This window comes from Alloprevotella sp. OH1205_COT-284, assembly GCF_003859795.1.
Classification (GTDB): Bacteria; Bacteroidota; Bacteroidia; order Bacteroidales; family Bacteroidaceae; genus Alloprevotella.
Window position 1 is genome coordinate 55661 of record NZ_RQYI01000001.1, and the last position, 24802, is coordinate 80462.

Below are 24802 nucleotides of genomic sequence, written 5' to 3' on the forward strand. Positions count from 1 at the left end.
GTCGGTTGTCAGAATAAAAGAGGAAGCCGTTGTGTCGCGGCACGACGGCCTGATACTTAGGGTACGGCGGTAGTTTCGATACCGTTTTTTTCGGCGGCCGAACTTGCCATATTGTTTTTCTTTACGCCTTTCTCGCTCTTGGCCTTAACCTTGATTTGATCAAAGCCGTAGCCAAACACGCCGTGGGCGAGGGTCTGGCTCACAAAGGCGTTGGGATCAATGCTTTGAATGATGCGGAAAATGGTGGTCGATTCGCGCTTTTTGGCCAATACGACGAGTACTTTCCGCTCCTGTTTGGTATACCAACCTTGTCCGCTCAACACCGTCACACCGCGGTGCAACTCGTTGATGGCGGAGGCTATGGCGTCGTATTTTTCGGAGAAGATAAGGAATTGTACGGATTTCCGACCGCTGTTGACCACGAAGTCGATCATGATGCTCATCACGATGAGCGTAGTGTAGCCGTAGAGCAGAGATTGCAAACTGCCGTTGGGCAAAAAAATCGCCGAGGTGATGATGCCCACGTCGCTGAGCATGATGAGCGTGCCGAACGACATGTCTCGATACTTGTTGACCATGGCGGCAATGACATCGGTGCCGCCGGTGGAACCGTTGCGCGAGAAAATCAAGCCCATACCCATACCGATGATCGTTGCGCCGAAGATGCTGCTCATGAAGGCGTTGTCGACGAGAATCGGCAAATTGACACTTTGGTTGAAACCGGCGGGAAAGAGTTCGGAATTGACTTTCCAAAGGTATTGCATCAGCCACTCCACACCCCACAGCTGAATGGTGAGCGTGGCGACAGCCAAAATGGTTTTAAGCGAAAAACGCCACGACAATACTTTGGCCGCAATGATCAGCAGAATGGCATTGGCCAAAAAGAAAGTATATTCCACTTTCCACCAGCCCGTGGCATAGAAGATGACGGCTCCCAACCCCGTAGTGCCTCCCGGCGTGATTTCGTGGGGGACGAGGAAGCATTTGAAGCCGATGGCATAGCCGAGCAGACCGAGAAAGATGAGCAAAAAGTCTTTGACTTCGAGCCAAACGTTGGTTTTGATTGTGGTGATGGGCATGAATTGAAAGTACAAGCCTCCTCTCCGCAAAAGCGAAGAGGAGGAATGAATAATTATTTTTTCAAAACAATATTGACGATGCGACCGGGAACGACAATGACTTTGGCCACTGTCATACCTTCCAGATATTTTTGGCTCTGTTCGGCGGCAAGGGCGGCCTTTTCGATGTCGGCGGCAGTGGCATCGGCGGCAAAGTCGAGCGTGAAGCGCGTTTTCCCGTTGAAGGAGATGCCGAGTGTGACACTGTCTTCTTTCAGATGCTCTTCGTTGAACTCCGGCCAACGGGCGTCGCACACGGAACCGCTGTTGCCCATGGCGTGCCACAGTTCCTCGGCGATGTGCGGTGCAAAGGGGGAGAGCAGCACCACGAAGGTTTCGAGCACGGAGCGGCTCGTGCATTTTTGTTGCGCCCATTCGCCGACGGCAATCATGAAGGCCGAAACGGAGGTGTTGTAGGAGAACTCCTCGATGTCTTCGCTCACTTTTTTGATGAGCTTGTGCAGGCTTTTGAGGTTTTCTTTCGTCGGCGCGTCATCGGTCACGACAAAGGCGTCGCCTTTATAGAAAAGATTCCATGCCTTTTTGAGGAAGCGGAAGCAGCCGTCGATGCCGTTAGAGTCCCACGGCTTGCTCTGATTGAGAGGGCCGAGGAACATTTCGTAGAGGCGAAGCGTGTCGGCACCGTATTTTTCGATGATCGTGTCGGGATTGACCACGTTGAACATGGATTTCGACATTTTCTCCACCGCCCAGCCGCAGACGTAGTGGTCGTTTTCGAGCATAAATTGTGCATCGGCATATTCGGGACGCCATGCCTTGAAGGCTTCGAGATCGAGGATGTCGTTGTTGACGATATTGACGTCGACGTGTATGGGCGTGACGTCGTACTCGTCTTTCAAGCCGAGGCTGACGAAGGTGTTGGTGTCTTTGATGCGATACACAAAGTTGGAACGGCCTTGAATCATGCCTTGATTGACGAGCTTTTGGAACGGCTCTTCTTTCGGGCTGATGCCGATGTCGAAGAGGAACTTGTTCCAAAAACGGGCGTAGATCAGGTGGCCTGTGGCGTGTTCCGATCCGCCGAGGTAGAGATCCACGTTTTGCCAATAGTTCACGGCCTTTTCGCCGACAAGAGCTTGGCGGTTGCGCGGATCCATGTAGCGCAGATAGTAGGCCGACGAACCGGCAAATCCGGGCATGGTGCTGAGTTCGAGGGGGAAGACGGTTTTGTGGTCGATGCGCGTGTTGTCCGCCACTTTATTTTCGACGATGTCCCAAGCCCATCGGGTGGCGTTGCCGAGGGGTGGTTCGCCCGTTTCGGTGGGCAGAAATTTCGACACTTCGGGAAGTTCGAGGGGCAGGCACTCGGAGGGAATCATCCGGGGCATGCCGTCTTTATAGTACACGGGGAAGGGTTCGCCCCAATAACGCTGACGGCTGAAAATGGCATCGCGCAGGCGGAAATTGACTTTGATGCGTCCCATTCCCTGCTCGGTCACAAACTTTTTGGTGGCGGCAATGGAAGAGAGGACGTCCAAGCCGTTGAGCGAAAATCCGTGATGAGAGGTTTTGCCCTCTTGCGGACTGTTCATCACGATGCCCTCTTTGGCATCGAAACTCTCCCGGCTCACGTCGGCTCCCTCGATGAGCGGAACCACGGGCAGCCCGAAATGGCGCGCAAAGGCATAGTCGCGGCTGTCGTGAGCCGGAACGGCCATGATGGCTCCCGTGCCGTAGCCGGCCAGCACATAGTCGGAGATCCAAATGGGAATAGCCTCGCCCGTGAAGGGATTGACGGCATAAGCTCCGGAGAACACGCCGCTCACTTTCTTGTCGGCGATGCGTTCGCGCTCGGTGCGCTTTTTGGTGGCTTCGACGTAGGCTTCGACTTCGGCGCGGTGTTCGGGGGTGGTGAGCTGTTCCACGAGTTCGCTCTCGGGAGCGAGCACCATGAACGTCACGCCGAAGATCGTGTCGGCGCGCGTGGTGAAAATGGTGAACGTCACGTCGCTGTCTTTCACGGCAAACTTCATCTCCGTTCCTTCTGATCGGCCGATCCAGTTGCGTTGCGACTCTTTGAGCGAGTCCGTCCAGTCGATCGTGTCAAGACCGTCGAGCAGGCGTTGGGCATAGGCACTCACGCGCAAACACCATTGTTTCATCTTCTTCTGAACAACGGGGTGTCCGCCGCGTTCCGAAACACCATCCACCACTTCGTCGTTGGCCAGCACCGTACCCAGTTCGGGGCACCAGTTCACCATTGTTTCGCCGAGATAGGCGATTCGGTAGTTCATCAAGACTTCTTGCTGCTTCACCTCGCTCATCGCGCCCCATTCGGCTGCGGAGAAGGACAGCTCTTCGCTTTGTGCCACGTCGAGCCCGTTCGTACCTTCTTTCTCGAAATGCTCCACGAGTCGGACTATGGGCTGAGCCTTTTGGCAGCTGTTGCAATAATACGATTCAAACATGCGCTGAAACGCCCATTGCGTCCAATGGTAATATTCGGGGTCGCAGGTGCGGATTTCCCGATTCCAGTCGAATCCGAACCCGATTTTGTCGAGTTGTTCACGATAACGGGCAATGTTTTGCGCGGTGGTCACGGCCGGGTGTTGCCCCGTCTGTATGGCATATTGCTCCGCGGGGAGTCCGTAGGCATCGTAGCCCATGGGATTGAGCACGTTGTATCCGCGCAACCGCTTGTAGCGGGCGTAGATGTCAGAAGCGATGTAGCCGAGGGGGTGGCCTACGTGGAGACCGGCTCCGGAGGGATAGGGAAACATGTTGAGCACATAGAATTTCTCTTTGTCCGTGCGCTCTTCCGTGCGATAAGTTCCCTCTTTCGCCCATGTTTCACGCCAACGTTGTTCGATGTCTTTGAAATTATATTCCATGAATAGTATTATTGTTTCGTTCTAAGTTGCAAAGTTACATTAAGGCATGCTAAATAACAAGGAAAAGCATGAGTTTTCCGATCGGCAAGTCCGAAGAGGGTGAAGCTATTCTGCCCGAATGCGGGTTCAACGATTGAGCAATCGTTTGCTGAGTGCATGCACGGGATAAACGACAGAGAGAAATCCCACGAGCACAACGGTGAAGAATACGAGGAGTACGTCTTTGAAATGAACGCTCACGGGATAGGCTCGAATGATGAAACTGTCGGCATTTCCCAATCGAAGAAGCTCAAATTCCTGTTGTAGCCAACACAGTCCGATGCCGACAATGATACCGATGCCGGCGCCGAAAAGAGAAATAAGTCGTCCTTCGGTCATGAAGATGTTGCGAATGCTGCCCGAAGAAAGTCCGAGATGACGAAGGGTTTCGACATCTTCCCGCTTCTCGATGATGAGCATCGAAAGCGAAGAGATGATATTGAAACAGGCCACGAGAACGATGAAAGTCAGAAAAATATAAGCAATGAGTTTTTCGATCTGCATGATGCCGAACACTTCTGCCTGCTGTTCCATTCTGTCGAGCACATCGTAGCGATCGCCAACGATGTCGAGCAACTGTTTTTTAACGCGCTCCGTGTCTGCTTCGGGGTGCAATTTGAGTTCGAGGCGAGATATTTTTCCCTCTTTCTCAAAGAGCTGCGTGGCAAAATCAAGTGAGGTGAGAATATAGTGATCGTCGTATTTTCGCTGCCCCACCTCGAAAGCCACCCCATTGGAATGGAGGTTTTCGACAGAGAAAGACTCTATGGGATTTGAAATATTGATGCGTTCTCCGCTTCGTGGCGCACAAATTTGCAGTTGTCCGAAATCGACAGTGCCTATTTGTTGTGCCAACCCCTTTCCGAGAATACCATATTTAACCTCGGCGGCTTCGAGCAAAAAAGGATTTTTTTGTCCTTTCTCACCAATGAGAATGGAGCGTATCCCCGTCACGGTGTCGAAGTGTCGATCCACTCCTTTTATTTTAATGACAAGCGGATGTCCCCGAAAGAGAATCAGTGCATTTTCTTCGAGGGTGGCCGAAGCCGCTTTCACCTCTTTGTGTCGGCGAACGAGTTGGAGAATAGAGTCGTTCTCTTCGATAAATTTCCCTTTTGTCGGAACGACCACCAGCTCCGGATCGAAAGCGGTGTAAAGACTGCCGATCAAATCACGAAAACCATTGAACACGCTGAGCGTGCAAATCATGGCTGCCGTGGCCAGTGCGATGCCTCCGACGGCAATGGCCGAGATGAGATTGATGGCGTTGTGGCTCTTTTTGGAAAAGAGATAGCGGCGGGCGATGAAAAAAGAAAAAGACATGATCCTATTGATGAAGGAGTTTGTCTATGTTTTCAAGATAATCCAGCGAATCGTCGATGAAAAATTTCAATTCGGGAATGATGCGCAACTGATGCCGAACACGGGTGCCCAACTCATAACGCAGGGAAGAGGCATTTTGGGTGATATTGTTCAGTATTTCTTCGCCTCTTTCCGAGGGGAAGATACTCAAATAAGCCCGACAGATACTCATATCGGGACTGATGTAGCATTTGCTGACCGACACGAGCACACCGGGCATGGCTTTGGTTTGAAGCAGGAAGATGTCGCTGAGCTCTTTTTGCAGCAAGCGCGATATTTTTTGTTGGCGTGTGGTTTCCATTGTGTTTCAAAAAGGAGAAAATTATGATGATTTTTTTCGTATGAGTGTCAAGCCGTCGCGAATGGGAAGGATGACGTTTTCCACTCGATGATCGGCCGCAATTTTGTCGTTGAACGCTCTTATGCCGACGGTTTGAGGGTCTTGTCGTTCGGTTTCAACGACATGTCCGTCCCAAAGCGTATTGTCGGCAATGATGTATCCGCCGACATTGAGCAGAGGCATGACCAAATCGAAATACTCGCAATAATCTCGCTTGTTGGCATCCATAAACACGAGATCGATATTGAGATTCATGGCAGGGAGCAGGGTGCGTATGTCGCCGATGACCATTTCGATATTCACGCTTTTGCTCCACGGACTTCCTTCGAGCCACGGCCGCGTGAAATCCTCTTGTTCATCGTTGATTTCAAACGTGATCAGGCGGCTGCCTTCGGGCATGCCCGATGCCATTGCCAAAGCCGAATATCCCGAATAAGTTCCGATTTCGACCACAGTTTTCGGGGCGATCAGCTCACAGAGCATTTTGAGCAACTGTCCCTGCAAATGACCGCTGGCCATGCGCGGACGTATGAGCTGCAAATTCGTTGCCCGATAAAGACGACGAAGATAGGGATGTTCGGCCGTGATGTGATCGAGGATGTAGTCGTCGAGTGTTTCTGACATCTTTACTTAGAGAAACAACTGATAAACATTCGTTTCGCGAGGCTCAAACCCTTCTTTCCGATAAAGTTCATTGGCTTCGACACGAGAGGGACGAGAGGTGAGCATCACTTTTTTAACTCCCAATGCCACGGCTTTTTGTTTTGCCCACTCCAACAAACGGTGGCTCAATCCTCTGCCCCGATAGGCAGGGTCGATCACGACGTCTTCTATCCAAGCCTTTCGTCCGGTCGGACTGAAAGTTGTGCAAAGCGTGATCATTCCGCAAGGCCTTGTCGTGCCGTTTTCTCTGTGGAGCAACAACGCCAAATGGTTTTCGGAAGAGCCGATGAGGTGCCGATAGTCTTCCCACGACAGCGACTTTCCGGGAGAGAGCATCTCGATGAGGGCAACGACAGCTTCCCATTCGGACATGTCGGCCGTTTTCGGTTCCGTTACGACAAAAGGCAGGAGTTCGTGTTCCATTTCCGAGAAAGTTTTGAAAGGCGGCAGTGCATATTGTTCTTTGGGAGCAATCTCTGCCAGCGGTTGCATGACAAACGATCGGTTTCCCATTTCGGGATGAGGAAGTTTGAGCATGTCGGTGTCCACCACGAGCGTGCCATATTGCAGGAGGTCGATGTCTATGGTTCGATCAAAATGAACGCCATTCACGCTTTTGCGATGACGGCCGAGCTCTCGTTCTATCTCTTGCGTCAGGCGCAACACCTCGAAAGCCGGCAAGTCGGTTTCAAAGCAAGCGGCAGCATTGAGAAAAAGATGCTCGGAATCCATATCCGCCGGCCATGTTTCGTAGAAGTCCGAGCGTCGAAGCAAAGAGCCGATACGCCGTTCGATGCTTTCGATCGCATGATTCAGATTTTCAGATCTGTTTCCGAGATTGGAGCCAAGACCGATATACAGTTTCATAACGTCTTTTACAACGATCTTAATCCACAATCAGCATGACATCGCCATAAGTACCGAAACGATAACCCTCCTTGATGGCTTCCTCATAGGCAGCCATGGTATAATCATAGCCTCCGAACGCCGCGGTGAGCATGAGCAGCGTGGAGAGCGGCATGTGGAAATTGGAGAACATGGCGTTGGCCACCGAAAAATCATGGGGTGGGAAGATGAATTTGTTTGTCCACCCTTCGTATTCTTTGATGTGCCCTTCGGTGCTCACTGAGGCTTCGAGTGCGCGTTGCACCGTCGTTCCCACCGCACATATTTTGCGCCCTTCGTCTTTGGCCTTATTGACGATCGAGCAACATTCGTGATTGACAAACATTTGCTCGCTGTCCATTTTGTGTTTGGTCAAATCTTCCACATCAGTTTGTCGGAAGTTGCCCAATCCGCAGTGCAGGGTGATAAATGCACTTTCAATGCCTTTTATCTCCATTCGCTTCATCATCGACTTACTGAAATGCAAGCCTGCCGTAGGAGCGGTGACGGCACCTTCGTGTTTGGCAAAGATACATTGGAAACGCTCCAAATCTTCCGGTTCGGAGGGTCGTTTGATGATTTCGTGAGGAATGGGAGCTTCTCCGAGGGCATAGAGCGATTTTTTGAACTCTTCGTGCTCTCCGTCGTAAAGAAAGCGGAGTGTTCGTCCTCTCGACGTGGTGTTGTCGATCACTTCGGCCACGATCGAATTGTCGTCGCCGAAATACAATTTGTTGCCGATGCGAATTTTACGCGCCGGATCGACCAACACATCCCACAATCTGAGATCTCTGTTCAATTCGCGCAACAAAAACACCTCGATGCGTGCGCCCGTTTTCTCTTTGTTGCCATAAAGTCGGGCAGGAAACACCTTGGTGTCGTTGAACACAAACACATCGTGCTCGTCGAAGTATTCCAAGAAATCTTTGAACATCCGATGCTCAATTTCTCCCGTTGTGCGATGAAGCACCATCATTCGAGATTCATCTCTGTGGGGAGTGGGATATTCGGCTATTTGCTCTTCGGGGAGTTTAAACTTGAATTGTGAGAGTTTCATTATCGTGAAGGATGATTGAAAATTCTTATTGACTTAATTTTTTGCCATTCACACAGCGTTTCGGCGTTTTCTTTTCAAAAACATTTCCGAACCGTCGGCCGTCGCGAGATCGGCACACCGCGGCATCGGGGTTAGGGCATTTCGGTTTCGATTTGTTGGTGCGAAAGCCAAGTTTCAAAACCATCGATCGAAAAGCAGTTTTCCTCTCGATACTCGCCCACGCGAGTGCGTCTGAGCGCAGTGAGGTGTGCGCCGCTTCCGAGTGCCTCCCCTATATCGCGGGCAAGCGCACGGATGTAAGTTCCTTTCGAGCAGACAACACGAATGGTGAGCTGCGGTTCGCCGCCTGTCAGCACACAATCCGTGAGTTCTATCTCGTCAATACGAAGCAATTTGGCTTTCAGTTCCACTTCTTCTCCTTTTCGCGCCAAATCATAAGCACGTTTTCCGTCTACCTTGCAAGCCGAAAAGGCAGGAGGCACTTGCAGGATGTCGCCCAGAAATCGAGGCAGTGTTTCTTCCACCAAGCGGCGAGTGATGTGTGCCGTCGGGTAAGTGGCGTCTATCGGATGTTCCAAATCAAAACTCGGCGTAGTGGCTCCCAGCCTCAGCGTGGCCACATATTCTTTGACTCCGGCTTGGAGCTGTTCGATTTGTTTGGTGGCTCGACCGGTACAAATCACCATCACTCCCGACGCCAAGGGGTCGAGTGTGCCGGCATGGCCGACTTTTATTTTTTTGCCGCCCATGGCCAACGTAATCATACGCCTCACTTTGGCCACAAGTTGAAACGAGGTCAGACCGAGAGGTTTATCGAAGGAAAGAATTTGTCCGGTGAGAAAGTTCATGAAAACAAAGAGTAAATATCTTCAAAGCCATTTCGTTGAAATGCGGCTTTTGTTCTAACGAATCGGAACAAGTGGCGCAAGACGTCGCTATCTTTTCCGAAAATTTCGCGTTGCAACGAAAAAGTCACGCATCGGGCGTGGTCGTCCGTTCGGCCGCAACGGGCTCTGCCGAGTCTTCCATTTTGAGTTCATAGCCAAAGAAAGGCAGCACCAATATAAGAATGCCGACCACGATGCGATACCAGCCGAAGGCTCTGAAACCATAGCGTGCCACGTAGTCGATGAAAAACTTGATGGCCAAAATGGCGACGATAAACGCCACAACGCACCCCACGAGCAGGAGCGTGAGGTTGTTGCCTTCCATGAGTATGTTGCCGTCGCCGTGCTTGACGAGCTTGTAGGTTTCGAGCACGGTTGCACCAAACATTGTGGGAACGGCCAAGAAGAAAGAAAATTCGGCTGCCGCCCGGCGCGTGAGTTTTTGCGCCATTCCGCCGACAATGGTCGATAAAGAACGCGAAACGCCGGGAATCATCGAGACACACTGAATAAGGCCGATGACGAATGCCCGTTTATAGGTAAGCGGCGTGTCGTCGCTGCCGCGATTGAAAATACGGTCGCAAAAAAGCATGAACACACCTCCCAAGATGAGCATAACCGCCACAAGGGGAACATTGCCGAGGTTCGACTCGATGAAATCATTGAACGCCAATCCCAAAACCACCGCCGGCAACACGCCCACGATGAGTTTAAGATAAAATCGCCAAATGCTTCCCCACCAAGTCTGACCCTTGTCGCTTTTCACTTCGGGATAGAAAAATTTTCGCCAATACAAACACACCACCGAAAGAATGGCTCCGAATTGTATGATGACGGTGAACGCTTTCAGAAACGGTGTGCTTTCCATTCCCAAAACGCCTTGCGTGATAATCATGTGCCCGGTCGAACTGACGGGAAGAAACTCTGTCAATCCTTCGACAATGGCAATTACAATGGTTTCAAAAAGCGTCATTCGGCAGTGTTTTCGGAATTACGTTTAGGACGATAGAGAATGGCAACCACCATGAAAAGATAGCCGACCAGACACACGACGGGAGCCACAACGATGCGGCGGGTTTCAAAAATGTCGGGATTGAAACTGTCGTTGGTCGTGCCCTTTCCGCTCATCAATATAAAACCGACAAGAATAACGGCTATCGAAACGGCCAACAAGATGAAATTGATGCGCGAGAAGGCAAAAACGCTTTTTTTATTCATAAGACTTTATAAATGTAATGGGTATTTTCAAAATCGTCAATCATCAAAAATCGAGTGATCGGAGGCATCTCTTAATAAAGATACGACTCGTTGCGGCTCATTTGCAAATGTTTGTTCACCGAGAAGAAAGCCGACAATATGATCAGGAAGATGCCGAACACGGGCACGAAAAGCAACGTGGAGAGCATGACGAAAGGCGTGATAAGCCCGGCGATCTGCGCGTCCCACAAAGTCAAGGCATGCATTCCCGCAAACAGCACGCCGTCTGACAAGGCAGAAGATATGAGCCCGATCCAAAAGGCCTGCCACAAGAAAGGCTTACGGATGAAACTCCATTTTGCCCCAACGAGTTTCATCGTTTGAATGGCGTGTTTGCGCCGTGCCACACTCAGCCTCATCGTGTTGTTGATGAGCGAAATACTGATGAAAGCCAACAACAATGCCACCACAAGGAGAGCTATGCTCACGTTTTTGATGTTGTGGTTTACATTATCCATCAGATCTTCCGGATAAACCACATCGCTCACAAAACTTTTTTTCTTGATCGGAGGCATAAACAAATGCAGCGAATCGGAATTGGCGTATTCCGCCTTCAAATGCACCTCAAACGAAGCGGGGATCGGGCTGTATCCCAAAAAATCATTGGGATCGGTGTCGAGTGCCTCCGCCTGTTGTTTGGTGGCTTCTTCCTTAGACATATATTTCACAAGGCGCGTGTAGGGCTGCCGATTGAGGTAGTTTCGGAGTTGCTGCCTGTCTTGGTGCGTAATGCTGTCGTCAAGCAACACTTCGACCGTGAAGTTTTCTCGGAGCGTGCGCCCCAAATTGTCGGCCATGGTGGCAAAAAACACAACCGTGCCGACCAATATGAACACCATTGTCGTACTGATGCAGGCCGTCACGGAGTTGAAATGTCCGACTGAGCGTTTCTTTCTTTTTCTCATATAATTGAACCGCGTGTATTGCGTTGTATCCCGAACACCTTGTTCGCGCAAGGGCATTCTATGGTTAAGTTGCTGCAAAATTACAATTTCACGACGGATTTGTCGATGAATCCGTTTTTTTTAACACCCGAAAGCATCAACCGCAGCATCAACGAGAAAAAGACCGCAGCAAAACTCGCCGCCGGGGCATAGAAGTCGTCTGTTTGAATTACCGAGAAGAGAAGCGGGTAGGAACTTTGGGGAATTAGGTCTGTAACAGTTTTTTCTACATAACGAGTAGAAATTTTTAAGTAACGAGTAGTTTTTTCTAATCGTTACTCCGTTTGCACGCCCCCTTGGCCAAGATGCGCAACAACGCATTAAGGCATATCCGAACAAGCGGAAGAGGAGGTGAGGCCGTTTTTCGCGAGAAAAAGCAACTTTCCCCCTATACAGGGAGTTTTTCTTCTTTTTATCTACATTGTCTACACTATCCTTGTTAAGTCGCAGAAATATAAGCTGTTGCGAATGTAGACAACACGGAAAATTACCTACATTCGTCGCCGAAACCTACACATGCTGTCGGGCAGGTGTACAGACGTCCGAAATCGCCCATGTAGGCAGTGTAGGTTTTGGGAAAATCCGTCTACATTCCTTTTTGTCTGTGCATCATCGACTTAACTTTTTACCGTGTAGACGGAAAATCATCTGCCTACATACACATTTCCTTGATATTCAGAGATATGGAAAGCACAGTGTATGTTTTTCGACAATTTCATGAAATAAACATTGGGGAAGCCCGTATCATGAAGCGGTTAAGGGGTTTTGAAAGTGCCGGAAAAAGCGTCTTCCGAACCTTCGGGCATAAAAAAAGGGATACCACTGTATCCCAACCTTGTTAACCTTAAATCTAATACTATGAAAAACACAATGCAAAGATACGCCTTTTGTTTCCATTTGCAAGAAGCAGGGCGTAAAAAACGACACATTGGTTACTTATTTAACACATCACACATCAAACAGTAAGCTCGATTTGACAAAAAACACTCATCTTGATTAAATCCTCAGGCATTATGTGCCGAAGGAAAAATAGAGGTACGGAAGAAAAAACAACATCTCGCAACGACGATCCGCATGGGGCGAAGGTTCGTTGCGAGATGTTGATCGGGAATGGTGGCACGAAAGGAGGAAGAAAGGGAAAAGGGGGACTTTCGGCGCGCGGACATCAGAAACTATGCAGTTTTCCGACGACGCGGTAGAGATGAAGAATGCGGCTGACGGGGTATCGCTCGATGCCGTAGTCGGGGTTGGTGGCCACAAATTCGAGCACGGTGGGATCGGAGGGAACGCGGCGCAGTTTTTTTACGGTGCGGAGATCATCCATGACGACGGCATAGATGTGTCCCGGCTCAAAGTTATCCCATGTGCAGCGGCGCAACGCGATTTTGTCGCCCGGTTCGATGTCGGGACTCATGCTTTTGCCTTGCACCGAACACCAGAAATCGGCCGAGCGGTTGAGCGGCGTGTCCATGAAGTAGCCGGGACGGCAGTTTTGATCGTTTTCGACTTCTTCAAAGTTGCAGGTGAAATCGCTTTCGTAGACCGGCAGCCCCGACGGCTCGGCAGATTCGGCGGCTTTGAGGCGGCGTTCGAGGGCGGCGTTGTCTTTGCGGAGCATTTCGCCTTCGCCCGAAATGAGCCAGTCGATCGAAACGCCCAACTCTTGGCTCACGGCCGACAGAAAGTCGTATTTCGGCATCACGGCTCCCGTGAGGTAACTGCGTATGCGGGCTTCGTTGGTGTGGAGCATTTGTGCAAACCGCGTGTTGCGGCCTTCGGCAAAGCGGTCTACTAATTGCTGTAAGCGTTGGATCATGGAGAAGGTGTGAAGATGTTTGCAAAAGGTTGTTGCGACAAAGATACGCATTTTTATCGAACTGTTCCGTTTTCCCGGCGGATACTTGCGATCTCAGCCATGCGCAAGCCATCGTTGTTCAACTTAGGCAAACCAAAGCATCACGACGATTTGGGCGATAATGACGCGGAGAAACATGGCAAGCGGATAGACCGTGGCGTAGGCGATGGAGGCTTTGTCGCCGGGGATTGTGTCGTTCACATAGCCCAAGGCAATGGGGTTGGCCATGGCTCCGCAGATCATGCCGGCCGTGGTGGCCAGCGATTTTTTTCGATAGAACACCGCCACAACAGCCACCAACACGATTGGAACGGCGGCGATGAGAACGGCAATGACGATCCATTTGAGGGCGGCGGGCTGCATGACGGTTTCCAAAAATTCGCCGCCGGCGTCGAGGCCGAGACAGGCCAAATACATGGACAAGCCGAGCGAACGAAGCATGAGATTGGCTGACTGAGTGGTATAGGCCACCATGTGTAAGCGAGGGCCGTAGCTGCCGATGAGAATGCCCATGACGATGGGGCCGCCGGCCAATCCCAACTGCACGGGGTAGCTCAGGCCGAAGTTGAAAGGGATGCTGCCAAGGAGCAAACCGAGCGTGATGCCGAAGAAGATCGTGACCATGTTCGGCTCTTCGAGTTGTTTGACGACGTTGCCCAATTCGTCGGCCACGCGGTCGATGCTTTCCCGACTGCCGACAACGATGACACGGTCGCCCATGCGAAGCAACAATTCGGGAGTGGCCACAAGTTGAAAGTCGGCGCGTTTCACGCGGCTCACGGTCACGCCGTGGCGATTGCGGAGATGAAGATCGCGCAGGCGTTTTCCGTTGATTTCGGGACGGGTGATGAGTATGCGGCGCGACACGAGCTGCGCATCGAGTGCGTTCCAGTCGATATTCTCTTCCATCCAGTTGGTGTCGTCGCGCCGGCCAAACAGTTTGGTCAGCATCGGGACTTGCGTGCGTCGGGTGATGACGAGCAGGCGGTCGCCGTTTTCGACCACGGTGTTGCGATTGGGGAGAATAACCTTTCCTTCGCGCCAAATGCGCGACACGACAAATTTGGAATGTTCAAAGCCCGTGACCACCTCGTAGATGGTTTGTCCGAACAAAGCCGGATTGCACACACAAAACGAGGTGATGAAAGCCTCTTCGTCGGCGGTGCGTTCTTCGGCGCGTTCGTGGCGCAGCAGCCAGCCCCTCATGGCGGCCAAGACGATGATGACGCCGATCATGCCGATGGGATAGGTCACGGCGCAACTCAACGCCGCCACGGCCGAGGGCTGGCCGAGTTGCTTCAACGTTTGTTGTGCCGCGCCGAGGGCGGGAGTGTTGGTCGTCGCCCCACACAACACTCCCATCAGGTCGGGGAGGGGTAGCCACTGCGCCATGGCCATGGCTATCATCATCAGCGTGCCGATGCCCACGACGGAGAGAGAGAGGAGGTTGAGTTCGGTGCCGCCGTGTTTGAAAGCACTCACGAATCCCGGCCCCACTTGCAGACCGAGGGTGTACACAAAGAGAACAAGCCCGAAGCTCTCGGCATAGAGCAACATTTGAGGGTCGAGCTGCAAGCCCGATGCACCGGCCAAAATGCCTGCAAAGAAAACGAAAGTGATGCCAAGGCTGATTCCTTTGAAACGGAACTTGGCCAACGACAGCCCCAAGGCGCAAATGAAAGAAAGCACGATGACGGCTTGGATCGCGGTGGGACGGGTGAGAAGGTCAATGAACCACATGAGCAGCAGCGAGAGAGATATGGAGGATTAAAAAGGAGGTAAACCGACAAGCCGAGGCCGTGCCGACGAGAGTGGCGAAAGACGGCGAAACGGTTCATCAATGCGCAAAGGTAGAGAGAATTTGGAGAAAAAGAAAGGTTTTGATTTAAATTATTTTTATTCTAAAAAACATTTATCTTCAACTATTTAGACAAACATGCACCAATTTGCCTCAAAACGCGGCAAACGACTATACAATACAGGAAAAAAGGAGGATTAAATGGTTCATTTGTCAATATTATTGATTACTTTTGTGGCCGAATAAACAGAAAAACATTCCATGAAAAAAGCAGATTTATTGGATCGAAAGATTCTCAAAGTCATTTCCGTCGATGCACGACGCAGTTTTAAGGAAATCGCAGGACAGTGCGGAGTGTCGCGCGCTGCCATTCATCAGCGGGTGGTGCGCATGGTAGAAAAAGGAACGATCACGGGAAGCGGCTATCAGGTGAGTCCGAAATATCTCGGATTTGGCACATGCACCTATATCGGCATCAAACTCGAACGCGGTTCGATGTACAACGACGCCGTTGAGGAACTGACCAATATCCCGGAAATCGTGGAATGTCATTTCACGACAGGCCCTTACACGATGCTTGTCAAACTCTATTCCAGAGACAACGAGCACCTCAAAGACTTGCTCAACAGCCGCATTCAGCAAATTCCCGGCGTGACATCGACCGAAACCATGATTTCGCTCGAACAGAGCATCGCCCGCACCGTGCCCATCACTCTGGGCGAGGAAGAGGACGACGAAAAGCACGCCGGACGCCACATCGAAGTGGTCGATGAGGTGGAAAACTGACGGCTTTCCCATCCGATTGATTTTATTTTTTTAATATTTATTCCCATGGACATCTTTTATCAAGGCGCCCTGCTCGGCTTGTGTACATTTCTCATCATCGGGGTGTTTCACCCCATTGTCATTAAGGCAGAATACTATTTCGGGACGCGTCCGTGGTGGGCGTTTCTCGTGGCGGGCATCGGGTTGGCGGTGACTGCGCTTTTCATCGAAAATATATTTTGGAGTGCGATTTTGGCCATTCTCGGCTTCTCGTGTCTGTGGAGCATTATCGAACTGTTCGAGCAACGCCAACGAGTCATCAAAGGCTGGTTTCCGATGAACCCGAAGCGCAAGCATGATTATCCCGAATCGGCCGCACCCTATGCCGAATCAAAAAAATAGACATCGGCTTTCATACTGTTTCCCGGACGACCGTTGCGCATGGAAATGTTGCGGGCTCATGCTCATGTTGTTTCGGCAATGCCGTCGTTGTTTACCTTTTTAAGTTCATCTCACCACACGATATGCAATACGACTTGGAAAATCTCTACGTCGAAAACACTCGGACGCTTCCCTCTCCTCGACCCCTGATTCTCATCACCGGAAATTGGGGCGACAAGGGTTGTGAACTAGCCGACGGATACAGTCGGAGTCTTCTCAGAGCCGGCGCAACGCCGCTCGTTTTGCCGCCGACCGAAGATTTGACCGGACTGCACGAAGCCTTGGAGCGTGCCGACGGGCTGCTCCTCTCGGGCGGCGCAGACATCAACCCCCTTTGGCTGAACCAAGACCCCATTCCCGAACTCGGCGGCATCAATCCTCGCCGCGATGCTTTGGAATTGCTCCTTGTTCGCCTCGCCGCCGACCGCCAAATGCCTATTTTCGGCATCTGTCGCGGCATGCAGCTCATGGTTGCCGCAATGGGGGGCACGCTCTATCAGGACATTTCGGCGCAACATCCCACGCGCCCTTTGCTCAAACATGCACAAGCCGCACCGCGCACCGAAGCCACGCACCGCATCTCCATTGAACCCGACTCGACGCTGGCGCGCCTTTTGGGTACGACGGCCAACGTCAATTCCGTTCACCATCAGGCGGTCAAGTCGTGCGGAACGCGTTTTCGCCCCACGGCATTTGCCGCCGACGGCATCATCGAAGCCGTCGAAAGCACCGAATACAAGAGCATGATGGGGGTGCAATGGCACCCCGAAGCAATGGGGGGCGAAACGATGTGGCCGCTTTTCGACCATTTCGTGGAACAGGCGCGGAGCTATCGCCGTGTACGCCGATTTCATGCCAAACACCTTACGCTCGACTCCCATTGCGATACGCCCATGAAATTTGACTGCGGCATCGACTTCAACCGCCGTGATCCTCAACTGCTTGTCGATATTCACAAAATAACCGAAGGCGGATTGGACGCCTCGATCATGGTGGCCTATCTGCCGCAAGGCGGACGAAGCGCGGAGGAACACACGGCAGCCACGGCCTGTGCCAACGGCATTCTCGATCGTCTTGAAACGATGATCGAACATTGTCCGCAGGCACGAATGGCCTTTACGCCCGAAGACCTTATCTGCCATAAAGTCGCAGGTTTCAAAAGCATCATGCCGAGCATCGAAAACGGTTATGCCTTTGGCACTGATTTGGGCAATATCGAGCGTTTCCGACGTCGGGGCGTGGTCTACACCACCCTCTGCCACAACGGCAACAACGACATTTGCGACTCGGCGCGCCCGAATGCCGCCGATCTCCGACGCCATGCCGCGAGGGGCGGAGCGGAACACGGCGGACTTTCGGATTTCGGGAAAAAGGTGGTTCGCGAAATGAACAGAGTCGGCATGATCGTCGATCTCTCCCATGCCGCCGAAAGCAGCTTCTATGCCGCTCTCGACCACTCCCTGACGCCGATTGTTTGCAGCCATTCTTCGGCTCGTGCTCTTTGCAATCATCCGCGCAACCTCACCGACGATCAACTTCGGGCTTTGGCGCAAAAGGGCGGAGTGGCACAATGCACCTTCTACGCCGGATTTCTGAACGATCCCTCCGAGCATGCCGACCTCGAACACGCCGTGGCTCATCTCCTCCACATGGTGAAGGTTGCCGGTATTGACCACGTGGGCATCGGCACCGATTTTGACGGCGACGGCGGTGTTCGCGGATTGGCCGATGCCTCCGAATTGCTCAATTTCACGCGCAGGCTGCAAGCCGAGGGCTTCACCGACGAGGATTTGGGTAAGATTTGGGGAGGCAATTTCCTCAGAGTGATGACGCTCGCACAGGCGGACGCACAACCTTTGTTCTGATCTTTCTTTATACACCATATCTGTAATGGTCAATAGGTTTATCATGATTTTCAAATTTCCGTATCTCCTTTCCGTTATCGGCGTGTTGCTCCTCGGTGCGGGCTGCAAAGGAAGCGACGCTTCCGTTCAAAACGCCTCCGAAATCGACTCGTCGCGCATTTGCAGCGTCAAATTTAATGCCGATTCGGCTTTTTCCTTTGTCAAAGCGCAATGCGATTTCGGCGCCCGCACTCCCAATTCCGAAGCCATTGAGCGGTGTGGCGATTATATTGTGCGGAAGTTTCGAGGCCATGGCCTTGATGTCACCGAACAGCGCACCGTCGTCAAAGGGTGGGACGGAAAGGATTTGAGATGCCGCAACATCATTGCCGCTTACAAGCCCGAACTGGCCGACCGCATCATCATTGCCGGACACTACGACGCTCGTCCGTGGGCAGACCACGACCCCGACTCCACGCTCCACCGAACGCCCGTCATGGCCGCCAACGACGGAGCTTCGGGCATCGCCGTGATGATGGAAATAGCTCGTCAAATCGACCGCCTCAACCTCGCGGTGGGCATCGACTTCATCTGTTTTGATGCCGAAGACTACGGCGCGCCCTATTGGGCACCCCAAGAGGCACAGGACAATGCCGACAATTGGTGTCTTGGCTCCCAGTATTGGAGTCGAAATCCGCATCGCCCCAACTATACCGCCCGATATGGCGTGTTGCTCGACATGGTAGGCGGCCGCGGCAGTAAGTTTCACTACGAGGGATTTTCGTTGCAGTTTGCCCAAGATGTGGTTGTCCGGGCTTGGGAAGCCGCCCGCTATGCCGAAGCTGCCGATTTCTTCCCCCAAGAAAACGGAGGATATGTCACCGACGATCATGTTCCGATGAATACCATTGCGCTCATTCCCACAATCAACATCATCCCCTACAACAAGGGCGCAAACTTCACTTCACACTGGCACACCACCCACGACACGCCCGAAAATATCGACCCGGCCACGCTCCGCGCCGTCGGACAGACTGTGTTGCAACTCCTGTCCGAAGAGAATTCAAACTGATCCCGATGAAAACGGACATCGCCTTTTTCTTTCGGTAGAGATTTTACTGCTCACCACTCCTCTTTCCCTAAACCATATATCCCCATGACCCTCAACGAAACGCAAGACCAAATCATAGAAGAGTTTAACGAAATCGACGACTGGATGGACCGCTACCAACTCCTCATCGATTTGGGTGAAGATTGCACGCCCCTGCCGCAGGAAGAAAAGACAGCAACCAACTTGATTGACGGTTGCCAAAGTCGCGTATGGATTGTGTGCGACGAAAAAGAAGACGGCACACTCCGCTTTCGTGCCGAGAGCGATGCGCTCATCGTCAAAGGCATCGTCAGTCTTTTGCTGCGTGTCGTCAACGGACAAACCGCGCAAGACATCATGGACGCGGATTTCTATTTCATTCGCGACATCGGCCTCATCGAACACCTTTCTCCCACCCGTTCCAACGGGCTGCTTGCCATGATCAAGCGCATCAAGATGTATGCTCTTGCCATAAGTGCCCGCGGCTGATCGGAGAAAAAAGTACCAAACGCTCCTCTCCGCACCCCTCGCTTGTCGTGCGGAGAGGAGCGTTTGGTGTATTCTGTCGGTGCTTTTCTTCCCGGCGTCATTCCTTTTCGTGCGGAAAGGCGGAAAACCGCGCCGTTTGCTTTTTGAACAAAGAGTTTTGGGTTTGAAATTCCCCGATTGCCAACGTTCTTCGACCCACTCATCAGTGTTGAAGAGAGAAATTTCTCATATCTGCCAACAATCAAGAGATATGCGTATTTTTGTTCACTCTACATGAAGTTTAGTTTACAAATAATATCATTCGCAAAAACAAAAGTTCCCCAAAATAAAAGCATAAATATTATTATATCAATAAATTACATATCATACAATATATAAAAAGTTTTCCATTTCGGAAAACTTTTATCTTTCCACTCAAAGAAATATTTTTATCATTGGAAAGAAAAATATTTATTTTATTATTTCGTAATATAGTTTTTTAGTTATATCTTTGCGGCATGATGAGTGTCTCGTTTGCGGCTTTTCGAGCAAACCCCTCGTCTTTACAGTCATTCTCAGTTTCCTTTTCTTCTTTTTCAAATTTCTTATGAGCACTGAAAATTTCCTCATCACCAAGCGCGACGGAAATGTAGAGTCTTTTTCGATCGAAAAAATCAAAAGCGCCATCATGAAGGCTTGTACCGCAGCAGGCGAAGCCTTGAATGCCGACGATTTGACCAAAATTGTGTCGCACCTCCGTTTTTGCAACGGCATGAGTGTCGAGGACATTCAAAACCAAGTGGAGGTGGCCTTGATGTCGGAACACTACTTCAAATCGGCCAAAGCCTTCATTGTGTATAGAAACAGACACAGCGAAGATCGGGAAACTGCCGAAAAACTCCGTTTCCTCATCGACTATTGCAACGCCCGAAATGCGGCTTCCGGCTCTAAGTTCGACTCCAATGCCAATGTGGAAAACAAGAACTTGGCCACCCTCATCGGCGAAATCCCCAAAGGCGACTTCATTCGCCTGAACCGTCGCTTGCTCTGCGACAAAATCAAGCAGATGTATGGAAAAGAAGTGGCCGATCGGTATATTTATCTGCTCAAAAAGCACTTTATCTACAAAAACGACGAAACCTCGCTGGCCAACTATTGTGCTTCGATCACGATGTATCCGTGGCTTCTGAACGGAACGTTGTCGATCGGAGGCAACTCCACCGCGCCCACCAACCTCAAATCCTTCTGCGGCGGTTTTGTCAATATGGTGTTCATTGTCAGTTCGATGCTCAGCGGTGCGATTGCCACGCCGGAGTTTCTGATGTACATGAGCTATTTTCTGGCCAAAGAATATGGCGACGACTTCCATCTACGTGCCGACGAAGTGATGGACCTCTCGCTTCGCAAACGCACACTCGACAAGATTATCACCGACTGCTTCGAGCAAATCGTCTATTCCATTAACCAACCCACCGGAGCACGCAATTTCCAAAGTGTGTTTTGGAACATCTCCTACTACGACCGCTATTATTTCGAATCCATCTTCGGAGAGTTCTATTTCCCCGACGGTTCGCGTCCGAATTGGGAGTCGGTGTCGTGGTTGCAAAAGCGTTTCATGAATTGGTTCAACGCCGAACGCACCAAAACCGTGCTCACCTTCCCCGTGGAAACCATGGCACTGCTCAGCAAAGACGGCGACGTCATCGACGCAGAATATGCCGACTTCACCGCCGAAATGTATAGCAAGGGGCATTCTTTCTTCACCTACATGAGCGACAATGCCGATTCGCTTGCGTCCTGCTGCCGTTTGCGCAACGAAATTCAAGACAACGGTTTTTCCTACACCCTTGGAGCCGGCGGAGTTTCGACGGGTTCAAAATCGGTGCTCACCATCAACATCAACCGCTGTGTGCAACAGGCCACCCGCGAAGGACGAAACTATGTGGATTATCTTGCCGACATCGTCGATCTCGTTCACAAAGTGCAGACCGCCTACAACGAAAACCTCGAATGGATGCGCCAAAAAGGCCTTCTGCCCCTTTTCGATGCCGGATACATCAACATCAAGCGTCAATATCTCACTATCGGCGTAAACGGCATTGTGGAAGCCGCCGAAAGTCTCGGTATGACCATCAGTGACAACGATGAGTATGCACAATTTGTGGAAAACATTCTCTCCACCATCGAGCACTACAACCGCCTCTATCGCACGAAAGACCTGATGTTTAACTGCGAAATGATTCCTGCCGAAAACGTGGGCGTCAAGCACGCACGCTGGGATCGCGAAGACGGCTACTATGTGCCGCGCGAGTGCTACAATTCCTATTTCTATGTCGTGGAAGACACCTCGACAGACCCCATACAGAAATTCCGCCTCCATGGCCGTCGCTACATCGCTCACCTCACGGGAGGAAGCGCGCTTCACTGCAATCTCGACGAACACCTCTCCCAACCGCAATATCGACAACTGCTGCGCGTGGCGGCCATAGAAGGATGCAACTATTTCACTTTCAACATTCCCAACACACTCTGCAATGCCTGCGGAAAGATCGACAAACGATACCTCGACGAATGTCCGCACTGCAAGAGTAAAGACGTGGACTATCTGACACGCATCATCGGCTATTTGAAGCGCATTTCCAACTTCTCGGCCGACCGTCAGAAAGAAGCGGCTCGTCGCTACTACGGCACGGTACCCAAAGTGAAAGTGTGATCCCCCCCCCATCCGACACTGCTTTCTACCATCTCGGTTATCGAAAGAAGTGTTGCCCATCACCGGTTCAAAGTATTTTGGTTCGACGCGCCCGAATGGCCTCTCCGGTCGGGCGCGTCATTTTTTCTATCACCGGTTTTCTTTCATCGCCCCATGCTCAAATACGTCAATCACGACATCGTTTTTCAAGAATTTCCCGACGAAATCACCCTCGCCGTCAATCTTTCGCTCTGTCCCTGCGCCTGCCCCGGATGCCACAGCACCTACCTTTGGGGCGACAACGGTGAGGAATTGACGGAGAAACGTCTTTTTGCCCTTGTCGAGCAATATGGGGCGACCATAACCTGTGTAGGCTTAATGGGAGGGGACAATGATCCGGCTTCTGTGTTTTCTCTCTTGAAACGATTGAAAAAAGTCTATCCGCGTCTGCATACGGGGTGGTATAGCGGTCGCGACAAGTTCCCCCCCATGCTTTCGGCCGATGTGGCTCCCGACTATGTGAAAATCGGAGCATGGCGTGCCGACAGGGGGCCGCTCAATGCCCCGACGACCAATCAACGAATGTATCGTTTTTCGGCCGACGGCACGCGTGAAGACATCACCTTTCGTTTTCAGAAAAAAAGATAAAAAACGCCGATGGCTCGAAAATCTGTCGGCCGTTTTTTTTCAGTCGATCGAATGCCGCTGCCGTCCCTCATCTGTCAAAACAAGTTGTGCCGTCCGCCTCGAACCGTTTTTGGGGAGCACGCAATCTTCCACCGCTCCCTTCACACTCTCGCTCCTTTTTTCGATTTCATCATGTTCCGATGAAACCGCCCTTTTTCGTCGTTTTCTTACCCGTATTTTTATTTTTTGCCGTTTTGCTTCCGCTAAAACCGATATACCTCTGACAATGAGCGATTTTCTTGCGAAGGCAAAGCGGAAGTTTGCCTTCACGAAATTTCATAACATACTGATATACAAAATTATATTAGCGAAGGCAAAAACCACCGTTTGCTTTCACCTCCTTCCGCACTTCGGGCAACAAAATGGCCATTTTCGAGAACGTGAAGGCAAAATCACGAAACAACACACTGATTTACAACCCATTATAAAACAAACCTCCATTTTGCCTTCACTTGCCTTCACCGAAACAAACTGATATTCAGTAGGTTTCCCATTTTAGCGGAGGCAGTGAAGGCAAAAACAATCGTATAGGGAACGCGCGCGCGTACGCGCGAGAGAGTTGTTTTCTTTCATTCCGAAAGGAAGTAGATTTCCCTACCTTTGAGATAGAATTTTCTGCGAGCCATGTAGTATTTATTTCCAAGGAAGAAAATTTGATTTTCCAAGCAATTGTTCAAAATCGGCACTCGAAAAACCTGCCGATGTCTTTGTGGAAAAACAACATTTGTGCCGGGCATCATTTTGGGAAATCGAGGGCATGCCTCAAAAAACGGAAGGCGGGTTCTTTCTACTCGCAAACGGCAGGCAACGAGCATGCCCTCAGATTGAGGATACACAAAAAACAATGGTCGTTGCTTTGCCAACGACCATTGTCTTTTTTGAGGGGAAGACCGACGAAGGAAATCACACCAAATGTATGCCGTCGTCCGACAGCGTGATGATACGCTCTTTGTAGAGCGTTCCGACGGCACGCTTAAAGGTCTTCTTGGAAACGGCAAATCGTTCGGCAATGACCTCCGCAGCGCTTTTGTCGGTGAAAGGCAAAAAGCCGCCGGCAGCGCGAAGAGCTTCCAACAAATCTTCGGCAAAATCGCGAAAACGCCCTTTGCCCAAACGCTGCAAACTGATGTCAAGACGACCGTCGGGACGCACGTCGATCACCGTGGCACGCAGACGCTGACCGGTGCGGGGTTCGACGCCGTAGATAAATTCATTGTAAATCAATCCGGAATGGGCATTGTCCACAATCACTTTAAGCCCGTGTTCGGTGCGTTTCCACACGAGGATGTCCACCTCCTGTCCGCGATGATAAGCATGAGAGGAAGCCGGCCGGAGGAAGGGCTCGATTTTCGCGGTGGCGGCCAAACGCCCCGTTTCCTCATCGATGTAGATGTGTACGATGTAGCTTTCGCCGATCTGCATGGTGCGCCTCTGCTCGCGAAAAGGCACAAACAGATCTTTCATCACCCCCCAATGCAGAAAAGCTCCGTATTCATTGACCCAAGCCACTTGCAAAAAAGCAAAATCACCGACTTGGGCGAGGGGTCTTTCGGTGGTGGCGACAAGGCGTTCCTGCTGATCGAGATAAACGAAGAGCGATAAACTGTCGCCCGGACGCATCTCCGGACGGACGTAGGATTTGGGGAGCAGTATTTCGCCGGCCTCGCCGCCATCGACATAGGCTCCGTGGTCGGTAAATCGGGTAATGGTAAGCGTGTTGTAGCGACCCAGTTGCAGCATATAATGGTAGTGTAAAAA

Annotated in this window: 21 protein-coding genes; 7 read left to right on the plus strand and 14 right to left on the minus strand. The window is 51.2% G+C overall.

Annotated elements, in window-relative coordinates:
• Window positions 1–56 precede the first annotated feature (56 nt).
• From EII14_RS00215 to EII14_RS00275, 13 genes are all read right to left on the minus strand, one after another.
• Window positions 57–1079: a YitT family protein gene (locus EII14_RS00215; RefSeq protein ID WP_124930561.1), complete on the minus strand. Its 1023-nt coding sequence runs from the start codon at window positions 1077–1079 to the stop codon at window positions 57–59.
• Between the two features lie 53 nt (window positions 1080–1132).
• Complete coding sequence (gene leuS / locus EII14_RS00220) at window positions 1133–3970, minus strand: leucine--tRNA ligase (RefSeq protein WP_124930562.1); 2838 nt, start codon at window positions 3968–3970, stop codon at window positions 1133–1135.
• Window positions 3971–4096: 126 nt separating this feature from the next.
• Window positions 4097–5332 (minus strand): FtsX-like permease family protein, encoded by a 1236-nt coding sequence (locus EII14_RS00225; protein WP_124930563.1) that lies wholly within the window; start codon window positions 5330–5332, stop codon window positions 4097–4099.
• A gap of 4 nt (window positions 5333–5336) precedes the next feature.
• On the minus strand, window positions 5337–5672 hold the full coding sequence (locus EII14_RS00230) for a ribosome-binding factor A (RefSeq protein WP_124930564.1): 336 nt from the start codon (window positions 5670–5672) through the stop codon (window positions 5337–5339).
• Between the two features lie 21 nt (window positions 5673–5693).
• The gene (locus tag EII14_RS00235; RefSeq protein WP_124930565.1) at window positions 5694–6335 is read right to left on the minus strand and encodes an O-methyltransferase; all 642 of its coding nucleotides are present in this window, start codon (window positions 6333–6335) and stop codon (window positions 5694–5696) included.
• A 6-nt stretch (window positions 6336–6341) separates the two neighbouring features.
• Entirely contained in the window at window positions 6342–7241 is a 900-nt protein-coding gene (gene folK, locus EII14_RS00240; RefSeq protein ID WP_124930566.1) for a 2-amino-4-hydroxy-6-hydroxymethyldihydropteridine diphosphokinase, read from the minus strand.
• A gap of 19 nt (window positions 7242–7260) precedes the next feature.
• Window positions 7261–8316, minus strand: a complete 1056-nt coding sequence (gene queA / locus EII14_RS00245; protein ID WP_124930567.1) for a tRNA preQ1(34) S-adenosylmethionine ribosyltransferase-isomerase QueA — start codon at window positions 8314–8316, stop codon at window positions 7261–7263.
• A gap of 131 nt (window positions 8317–8447) precedes the next feature.
• Window positions 8448–9164: a tRNA pseudouridine(55) synthase TruB gene (gene truB, locus EII14_RS00250; RefSeq protein WP_124930568.1), complete on the minus strand. Its 717-nt coding sequence runs from the start codon at window positions 9162–9164 to the stop codon at window positions 8448–8450.
• A gap of 124 nt (window positions 9165–9288) precedes the next feature.
• A complete protein-coding gene (locus EII14_RS00255) occupies window positions 9289–10176 on the minus strand; it encodes an undecaprenyl-diphosphate phosphatase (RefSeq protein WP_124930569.1) in 888 nt (295 codons plus the stop codon).
• Complete coding sequence (locus EII14_RS00260) at window positions 10173–10421, minus strand: DUF3098 domain-containing protein (protein WP_124930570.1); 249 nt, start codon at window positions 10419–10421, stop codon at window positions 10173–10175. Before EII14_RS00260 ends, EII14_RS00255 begins: the two co-directional genes overlap by 4 nt.
• A gap of 71 nt (window positions 10422–10492) precedes the next feature.
• The gene (locus tag EII14_RS00265; RefSeq protein ID WP_158608281.1) at window positions 10493–11365 is read right to left on the minus strand and encodes an ABC transporter permease; all 873 of its coding nucleotides are present in this window, start codon (window positions 11363–11365) and stop codon (window positions 10493–10495) included.
• A 1204-nt stretch (window positions 11366–12569) separates the two neighbouring features.
• Entirely contained in the window at window positions 12570–13220 is a 651-nt protein-coding gene (locus EII14_RS00270; RefSeq protein ID WP_158608282.1) for a S24 family peptidase, read from the minus strand.
• A gap of 123 nt (window positions 13221–13343) precedes the next feature.
• Window positions 13344–14999, minus strand: a complete 1656-nt coding sequence (locus EII14_RS00275; RefSeq protein ID WP_124930573.1) for a putative transporter — start codon at window positions 14997–14999, stop codon at window positions 13344–13346.
• A 319-nt stretch (window positions 15000–15318) separates the two neighbouring features.
• Between EII14_RS00275 and EII14_RS00280 the strand changes: the two genes are divergently transcribed.
• The 7 genes from EII14_RS00280 (at window position 15319) to EII14_RS00310 (ending at window position 23005) form a co-directional block, all read left to right on the plus strand.
• Window positions 15319–15843, plus strand: coding sequence for an Lrp/AsnC family transcriptional regulator (locus EII14_RS00280; RefSeq protein WP_124930574.1), 525 nt, complete (start codon window positions 15319–15321; stop codon window positions 15841–15843).
• Window positions 15844–15888: 45 nt separating this feature from the next.
• Window positions 15889–16224 carry a DUF4491 family protein gene (locus EII14_RS00285; protein WP_124930575.1) on the plus strand — a complete coding sequence of 112 codons (336 nt, stop codon included), beginning with the start codon at window positions 15889–15891 and terminating at the stop codon, window positions 16222–16224.
• Between the two features lie 122 nt (window positions 16225–16346).
• On the plus strand, window positions 16347–18128 hold the full coding sequence (locus EII14_RS00290) for a gamma-glutamyl-gamma-aminobutyrate hydrolase family protein (protein WP_124930576.1): 1782 nt from the start codon (window positions 16347–16349) through the stop codon (window positions 18126–18128).
• Window positions 18129–18171: 43 nt separating this feature from the next.
• Window positions 18172–19179: a M28 family peptidase gene (locus tag EII14_RS00295; protein ID WP_124930577.1), complete on the plus strand. Its 1008-nt coding sequence runs from the start codon at window positions 18172–18174 to the stop codon at window positions 19177–19179.
• An 84-nt stretch (window positions 19180–19263) separates the two neighbouring features.
• Window positions 19264–19686 (plus strand): SufE family protein, encoded by a 423-nt coding sequence (locus EII14_RS00300; protein WP_124930578.1) that lies wholly within the window; start codon window positions 19264–19266, stop codon window positions 19684–19686.
• A gap of 586 nt (window positions 19687–20272) precedes the next feature.
• Entirely contained in the window at window positions 20273–22378 is a 2106-nt protein-coding gene (gene nrdD / locus EII14_RS00305; RefSeq protein ID WP_124930579.1) for an anaerobic ribonucleoside-triphosphate reductase, read from the plus strand.
• Window positions 22379–22531: 153 nt separating this feature from the next.
• Window positions 22532–23005, plus strand: a complete 474-nt coding sequence (locus tag EII14_RS00310; RefSeq protein ID WP_124930580.1) for an anaerobic ribonucleoside-triphosphate reductase activating protein — start codon at window positions 22532–22534, stop codon at window positions 23003–23005.
• Between the two features lie 942 nt (window positions 23006–23947).
• Here the strand turns inward: EII14_RS00310 and EII14_RS00315 are convergent.
• On the minus strand, window positions 23948–24784 hold the full coding sequence (locus tag EII14_RS00315) for a S1 RNA-binding domain-containing protein (protein ID WP_124930581.1): 837 nt from the start codon (window positions 24782–24784) through the stop codon (window positions 23948–23950).
• Window positions 24785–24802 lie beyond the last annotated feature (18 nt).